The organism is Microvirga tunisiensis (assembly GCF_009296175.1).
Classification (GTDB): Bacteria; Pseudomonadota; Alphaproteobacteria; order Rhizobiales; family Beijerinckiaceae; genus Microvirga; species Microvirga tunisiensis.
Window position 1 is genome coordinate 20447 of sequence record NZ_VOSK01000067.1, and the last position, 7241, is coordinate 27687.

Consider the following 7241-nt stretch of genomic DNA (forward strand, 5'->3'; position numbering starts at 1 on the left):
CCGTAGCCTTTTGAAAGATAAACGGTTATGGCCGTAGCCTTTTGAAAGATAAACGGTTTAAATGCACGAAAGTGCCGCGTTCGAGAAAAAGCACCATGGCGCATCCGAAGGAAATCAAAGGTACAATTGCGTTGCTGGGCGCCGCCGCTGCAGCCGTTGTCGCAGTCCTTCTCGGAGTGCTTTACTGGTCCTGGTCCGACAAGCCCGGGACCTCGCCGAACGCCGCTCCCGCCCCGACGGCTCAAGCCTCGGCTCCGACCCAGGCGACATCGGGCCAGCAGGCCGCGGCCAAGCCGGCAGCTCCGAGCGAGGCTCCCCCGGCCCAATCCAAGGGTGGGCCTCTCGCGCCTTCCTTCGACCTGGTGCGTGTCGAGCCTGATGGCGAGAGCGTGATCGCAGGGCGCGCCGCTCCTGGTGCGACCATCGAATTGTTGAGGGGGGATCAGGTTCACGCCCGCGCCGCGGCCGATGCCTCGGGCCTGTTCGCCATCGTGCCTCCGCCTCTGCCGCCCGGTTCCCATCAGGTGGTGCTGCAATCCATCGCCCCGGACGGTACCCGCCAGCGCTCCGCCCAGAGCGTGACGATCGTCATCGCCGACGCCAAGACGCGGCCGCTCGTCACCCTGACGGCTCCGGACAAGCCGACGGTGGTTCTCTCCAATCCCGAGCTGCCGGCAAAGGTGGCCGAGGAGCCCAAGCCTGAAACGAAGACGGCCGAAGCCAAGCCGGCAGAGCCTCAGCCGGCTCCGCCCGGGCCGCAGCAGGCCGGCGTCGCGCCGACGGTTTCTCCGCCGCCGGCTCCTCCTGGGCCATCGGCCCCGCGGGCCGAGATCAAGATCGTGACCGTCGAGGCGGAGGAGGGGAAACTCTTCGTATCCGGCCTGTCGGCACCCGGAGCGACCGTGCGCCTCTACCTCAACGAGAGCCTCATCGCTCCCGGCGGAGCGGGCGGCGACGGCAAGGTGTCCTTCTCGATCGGCAATGGCGTGAAGCCCGGCGATTACAGAATCCGCCTCGATGACGTGGATCCGGTCTCGGGTCAGGTCAGGTCCCGCGCCGAGGTCGGCTTCAACGTGCCGGTCCAAGTGGCGTCCGTACAGCCGCAGGCTCCTGCATCGCCTCAACCGACCAGCCCGTCCGCCCAGCCTTCGCGAGAGGTGGCCTCCGCCTTACCTGCAGGTCAAATGGCCAGTGCCGGAACGATCGTGATCCCCAACATCAACACCGCCATCGTGTCCCGCGGCGACAATCTCTGGCGGATCAGCCAGCGGATTTACGGCAAGGGCTTGCGGTATACGGTGATCTATGGTGCGAACCAGGAGCAGATCCGCAATCCGGACCTGATCTATCCCGGTCAGGTTTTCGTGCTGCCGGGCGAGCAGGGGCCGAAGAGCAACTGAAGCTTCCCCCGCTGAAGCCCTCCGATCCAATGCGATTGTCCTGGTAAACTGGAACAATTACAGACTCGGGGTGAATTCATCCTGACGATCGCATATATCGAGGTCCGATATTTCGATTGGATACTCGCGTATGACTCCCTCCACCGCCGTCCCGACGACGAGCGTTGCGGCGCCAAAGCCCAACGGCTTGGCAGCCATCTGGACAAAACTCTGGCCTTATATCTGGCCTCATGGCAGGCCCGATCTCCAGCGCCGCGTCTTCCTGGCCTTCGGGCTCCTGCTGGTGGCCAAGGGCGTCACCATGGTGACGCCGTTCGCCTTCAAATGGGCGACGGATGCGCTCGTCGCCGCGACCGGGGGCGCTGGCCAGGGCGCCGAGGCAGCGGCCACAGCCGGGTCCTGGATCTGGAAGGCGCCGATCCTGCTGACCGCGATCTACGGCCTCACCCGCATCCTCATGGCGGTACTGACCCAGCTGCGCGACGGTCTCTTCGCCAAGGTGGCCATGCATGCGGTGCGCAATCTCGCGCTGCAGACCTTCGAGCACATGCACCGCCTGTCCCTGCGCTTCCATCTGGAGCGCAAGACCGGCGGCCTGACCCGGGTGCTGGAGCGCGGCCGCGAGGGCATTGAGGAACTGTCGCGCCTCGTGGTGCTCACCCTCGTCCCGACGATCTTCGAGTTCATCCTCGTGCTGGGATTGCTCGCCTGGGAGTTCAACTGGCTCTATTCCGCCGTCGTGTTCGCGATGGTGGTCGTCTATCTCGCCTATACCTACAAGGCGACCCAGTGGCGGATCTCGATCCGCAAGCAGATGAACGATTCCGATACGGACGCCAACACCAAGGCAGTCGACTCGCTCCTGAACTACGAGACGGTGAAGTATTTCGGCGCCGAGCAGCGGGAGACCGCCCGCTATGACCGTTCCATGGCGGGCTACGAGAAAGCGTCGACCCAGACCTATACTTCGCTCGCCGTGCTCAATGCGGGCCAAGCCGTGATCTTTTCCATCGGCATGGCCATCGTGATGGTTCTGGCGGCGCGGGACATCATGGCGGGGCGGGCCTCCATCGGCAGCTTCGTGCTCGTCAACGCCATGCTGGTGCAGCTCTATATTCCGCTGAACTTCATGGGAATGCTCTATCGCGAGATCAAACAGGCTCTCATCGACATCGACGACATGTTCGCGATCATCGAGCGCAACCCGGAGATCCAGGACAAGCCCAGCGCCAAGCCGCTCCAGGTGGCCGAGGGCGTTGTGCGCTTCGAGGACGTGCATTTCGCCTATATCCCCGAGCGCCCCATTCTCAAGGGCGTGAGCTTCGAGGTTCCGGCCGGGCATACGGTGGCCATCGTCGGCCCTTCGGGCGCCGGCAAGTCGACCATCTCCCGCCTTCTGTTCCGCTTCTACGAACCCACCAGCGGCCGCATCCTCATCGACGGACAGAACATCGCCGACGTGCAGCAGGCGTCCCTGCGCAAGGTCATCGGCATGGTCCCTCAGGACACGGTGCTCTTCAACGACACCATCGGCTACAACATCCAGTACGGCCGCTGGGATGCGACCCCGGAGGAGATGAGGGAAGCCGCCCGCCTGGCCCAGATCGACCGCTTCATCGGTCTCCTGCCGGAGGGCTATGACACTCCTGTAGGCGAGCGCGGCCTGAAGCTTTCCGGGGGAGAGAAGCAGCGCGTGGCCATCGCCCGCACCATCCTTAAAAGCCCCCCGATCCTGGTTCTCGACGAGGCGACCTCGGCGTTGGACACTTTTACCGAAAAGGAGATCCAGGACGCCCTCGACCGGGTCAGCCGGGGCCGCACCACCCTGGTGATCGCCCACCGGTTGTCCACAGTCATTGGCGCCGACGAGATCATCGTCCTCGACCAGGGGAGGGTGGTCGAGCGCGGCAATCATACGAGCCTGCTCGCACATGGCGGGGTTTATGCCGCCATGTGGAACCGCCAGCGCGAGGCGGATCAGGCGCGCGAGACCCTCAAGCGGGCCGAAGAGGAAGAGCGCAGCCCCGAGAGCGTGGCAGGTTGACGGAAACGCTCCCGCCTGCCATCCCCACGCAAACTCTCTGAGGCTTTACCGATATGACCGACGTCCTGGAATCGATGCGCCGCATCTTCGTGCCGATCCACAAGGAGGGCTATCCCTTCATCCTGATCGCGCTGTTTGCGACGATCGTCCTGGCTTGGCTGTGGTCGCCGCTCGGCTGGATCGGCACGATCCTGACCGTGTGGGTCTGCTATTTCTTCCGTGATCCGCCGCGGGTGACGCCGATCCGGGAAGGCCTCGTCGTCTCCCCGGCCGACGGCCGGGTGAACCTCATCACCACCGCCGTGCCGCCGGCCGAGCTCGACCTCCCGCCCGAGCCGATGACCCGCATCTCGGTCTTCATGAACGTGTTCGACTGCCACGTGAACCGCTCGCCGGTCACGGGCCGGATCGCCCAGATCCTCTATACGCCGGGCCTCTTCCTCAATGCCGAGCTCGACAAGGCGAGCGAGGACAACGAGCGCAACGCCCTCGTGATCGAGACGGCGGGCGCCAAGATCGGCGTGGTCCAGATCGCAGGCCTCGTGGCACGCCGCATCGTCTCCTTCGTGAAGGTGGGCGAGGCCTTAAGCACCGGCGAGCGCTTCGGCCTCATCCGGTTCGGCTCCCGCCTCGACATCTTCGTGCCGCTCAATGCTCAGGTGCTCGTGGGCCTTGGCCAGACGGCAGTCGCCGGCGAAACGGTGCTCGCGGACCTGACCGCCAACGAGCCCGCGCGCCAGTACCGGGTGGGCTGATCATTGCGCCTGCAGGGGAGAAGACCTTCCTGCGGGTCCTTTGGACGGAACCGTCCACCGCAGTTTGCGCTTCTTCCATCACCCGCAAACTGCCCAGCTCTGCTTGCCGCTCGGGCTGGCTCCTCCTAGGTTGTTGCCATGAGTGACCTTTTCCCGCCCTTCGCCCCGGACCCGAACGAGCCGCGCAAGCGGCTCTTCAAGCCGGTTCCATTCCGGATGATCGCCCCGAACATCATCACCTTGATTGCCCTTTGTCTGGGGCTCTGGGCCATCCGGCTGGCCTTCGACGGGCAGTACGAGAGGGCGGTGGTGGCTGTGATCGTGGCCGCCTTCCTGGACGGCGTCGATGGGCGGATCGCCCGCCTTCTCAAGGGGACCTCCCGGTTCGGCGCCGAACTCGATTCCCTGGCCGACTTCCTGAATTTCGGCGTCACCCCGGCGCTGATCCTCTACAGTTTCGTCCTGCACGAACTGGGACGGGTGGGCTGGATCGGCTCCATCGTGCTCGCGATCGCGGCGGCTCTTCGCCTGGCTCGGTTCAACGTCATGATCGACGACCCCAACCGCCCCGAATGGAAGAAGAACTTCTTCGTCGGCATGGCGGCCCCCATGGGCGCCATGTGCGCCCTGCTGCCGCTTTACCTGTCCTTCCTTGGCATCCCCATCCAGGACTCCTCCGTTGCGCCCGTCATCCTGATCTATGTGGTGGGCATCGCGTTTCTGATGGTCTCGACGATCCCGACCTACTCGGGAAAGACGATGGGCAAATATGTGCCGCGCCAGTGGGTTCTGCCGATCTTCGTCCTGTCCGTCGCAGCGTTTGGTCTGCTCGTCAGCTTCCCCTGGGAAATGCTGAGCTTGATCACGGTCGTCTTTCTCCTGACGATCCCGATCAGCGTAATGCGCTACCGTAAGCTGGACCGGCACGACGCCACGAGCGATGCCGAGGACAAGCCGTCCCCGTCCGGAATCGAGCCGCCGCCTGTCGCTTGATCGACTTGATTCAATGGTCCTCGGTGCCATGTTGCGCCGTGTAAAACCTGATGACGTTGTGAGTATTCTTGAGGGGTCCTGAAAGGATCCCGGAGCGTGGAGAGAAAAGTGGCGTCTTCTTCCGAGGTGTCGAATCCCAGCTGGCGTCCGAAGCTCGTTCTCGCGTCCGCCTCGCCGCGCCGGCTCGCTCTCCTGCAGCAGGCCGGCATCGAGCCCGATGCCCTTCTGCCGGCCGATGTGGATGAGGCTCCCCTGAAGAACGAGGGCGCCAAGGAACTGGCCAAGCGCCTAGCCCGCTCGAAGGCGGAGGTGGCCCGGAAGGTGGCCCGCACACGCGACGATCTGAAGGATTCCTACATCCTCTCCGCCGACACCGTCGTGGTCGTCGGCAAGCGTGTCCTGCCCAAGGCGGAGCTCGTGGATGAGGCAGCGGCGTGCCTGAGGCTGCTCTCGGGCCGCGCCCACCGGGTCTACACCTCCATCTGTCTCATCACGCCAAAGGACTCCGTCCGCGAGCGTCTGGTGGAAACCCGCGTCCGCTTCAAGCGCCTCTCCCGGGATGAGTTCGAACGCTATCTCGCCTCGGGCGAGTGGCGTGGCAAGGCGGGCGGCTATGCCATCCAAGGGCTCGCCGGTACCTTCGTGGTCAAGCTGGTCGGCTCGTATTCCAACGTCGTGGGCCTGCCTCTCTACGAGGCGGCAGCCCTGCTCGACGGGGAGGGGTATCCCGTCCGGTTCAGCTGGCTCAACGCGGCCTGAGCTTCCTTTCCGGCCTGAGATCGGCTTGCGAGAGGGCAAGTCAGCGACCACGTTGCCATTCAGCAAGGAAAGGAGGCGAGGCATGAACGCCGCCAACGAAAACAAGCCCCTGGCTTCATCCGGAAAGTGCCCGATCTGCGGCAAGCCCAGCCAACTGGAGTACCGGCCCTTCTGCTCCAAGCGCTGCGCCGACGTGGACCTGAACCGCTGGCTCTCGGGCAATTACGCGATTCCAGCCGTCGAGAGTGAGGAAAGCGATCAGGACGAGGACGACCGGGAAGCCTGAGTACATTTCCCGCAATTTTTGTCGCCCGAACCGCTGGACATGCGATCCATGTCTGACTATACACCCCTCCACGACGCGCACGGCTTCGCCGCGCATCGGATGCCCAGGTAGCTCAGTTGGTAGAGCATGCGACTGAAAATCGCAGTGTCGGTGGTTCGATTCCGCCCCTGGGCACCACTTATCTCCTTGATATTTTTAAGGTTATTGGCGCCCCGCTTGAGGGTACGAGAGTGCTTGTCCGCTTTGGGGCGCACCGGGGAACAACTTCATTCATTTGGCTCTAGAACGGCCTTAGCGGTTCGAATCTCCAGAGACGCTCTGCTTTCCAAACTATAGTCGGCTTGCCCCAGTGTGACTTGGCTTGTTTGGACCTGAAAATCCTATCGCATACGGCAGGGCGCTGTGTCGCCAGCATCATAAGGTCGAGAACACGTTCGCTAAGCTTGAGGACTGTCGCTGGATTGCGACCCGCTACGACCGCTGCGCTCACACCTTCTCGGCCATCTGCATCTCGGCTACCGTCGCCTTCTACGTTGAATAACGAGTCCTGAGGCTAGTGTTCTGTCACTGACGAGTGATTCCGAAATCCGATCCGACGTGCGATCCTGCTCTGATGGGCAAGATCGAACGCATTGAGGTTCCCGCCGCTGATCGAGATCGCTTGGAGAGCTTGGTCGGTGACCGCAACACATCCCAGAAGGTCGTCTGGCGGGCTCGGATTGTTCTGCTGGCTGGTGAGGGCCTGCGCGCTACCGAGGTCGCCGGCCGCGTCGGCACGAGCACTCTGACGGTGAGGCGCTGGCGCCGCCGCTATGCGCAGGCGGGCGTCGACGGGCTTCTCAAGGACGCCACCCGCCCGCCAGGGCGCAAGCCCCTGACGGCCGCGGTGATCCAGCGGGTTGTCGACATGACCCTGCATGAGAAGCCGCCGCGAGCGACGCAGTGGAGCGTGCGCTCGATGGCCGCTGTCACAGGCCTGTCCCACACCAGCGTGCAGCGGATCT

The 7241-nt window shown here is 63.9% G+C and carries 7 protein-coding genes and 1 tRNA gene; all 8 read left to right on the forward strand.

Annotated features, from left to right (window positions below; all coding sequences use genetic code 11):
• The first annotated feature begins 95 nt into the window (after positions 1 to 95).
• On the forward strand, positions 96 to 1400 hold the full coding sequence (locus tag FS320_RS17525) for a LysM peptidoglycan-binding domain-containing protein (protein WP_152713117.1): 1305 nt from the start codon (positions 96 to 98) through the stop codon (positions 1398 to 1400).
• 130 nt (positions 1401 to 1530) lie between these two features.
• A complete protein-coding gene (locus FS320_RS17530; RefSeq protein WP_192926301.1) occupies positions 1531 to 3444 on the forward strand; it encodes an ABCB family ABC transporter ATP-binding protein/permease in 1914 nt (637 codons plus the stop codon).
• A 53-nt stretch (positions 3445 to 3497) separates the two neighbouring features.
• A complete protein-coding gene (locus FS320_RS17535) occupies positions 3498 to 4199 on the forward strand; it encodes a phosphatidylserine decarboxylase (RefSeq protein WP_152713118.1) in 702 nt (233 codons plus the stop codon).
• 138 nt (positions 4200 to 4337) lie between these two features.
• On the forward strand, positions 4338 to 5192 hold the full coding sequence (locus tag FS320_RS17540) for a CDP-alcohol phosphatidyltransferase family protein (RefSeq protein WP_152713119.1): 855 nt from the start codon (positions 4338 to 4340) through the stop codon (positions 5190 to 5192).
• A 108-nt stretch (positions 5193 to 5300) separates the two neighbouring features.
• Positions 5301 to 5951: a Maf-like protein gene (locus FS320_RS17545; protein ID WP_338105391.1), complete on the forward strand. Its 651-nt coding sequence runs from the start codon at positions 5301 to 5303 to the stop codon at positions 5949 to 5951.
• Positions 5952 to 6033: 82 nt separating this feature from the next.
• Entirely contained in the window at positions 6034 to 6237 is a 204-nt protein-coding gene (gene yacG, locus FS320_RS17550; RefSeq protein WP_152713121.1) for a DNA gyrase inhibitor YacG, read from the forward strand.
• A gap of 101 nt (positions 6238 to 6338) precedes the next feature.
• Positions 6339 to 6414, forward strand: a tRNA-Phe gene (locus tag FS320_RS17555).
• 436 nt (positions 6415 to 6850) lie between these two features.
• A partial coding sequence (locus FS320_RS17560) for a helix-turn-helix domain-containing protein (protein WP_152713122.1) occupies positions 6851 to 7241 on the forward strand: 391 nt, incomplete at its 3' end.

Coding starts and splice junctions, on each gene's coding strand:
- FS320_RS17525 (WP_152713117.1), top strand. CDS start 96: ATGGCGCATCCGAAGGAAATCAAAGGTACAATTGCGTTGCTGGGCGCC.
- FS320_RS17530 (WP_192926301.1), top strand. CDS start 1,531: ATGACTCCCTCCACCGCCGTCCCGACGACGAGCGTTGCGGCGCCAAAG.
- FS320_RS17535 (WP_152713118.1), top strand. CDS start 3,498: ATGACCGACGTCCTGGAATCGATGCGCCGCATCTTCGTGCCGATCCAC.
- FS320_RS17540 (WP_152713119.1), top strand. CDS start 4,338: ATGAGTGACCTTTTCCCGCCCTTCGCCCCGGACCCGAACGAGCCGCGC.
- yacG (WP_152713121.1), top strand. CDS start 6,034: ATGAACGCCGCCAACGAAAACAAGCCCCTGGCTTCATCCGGAAAGTGC.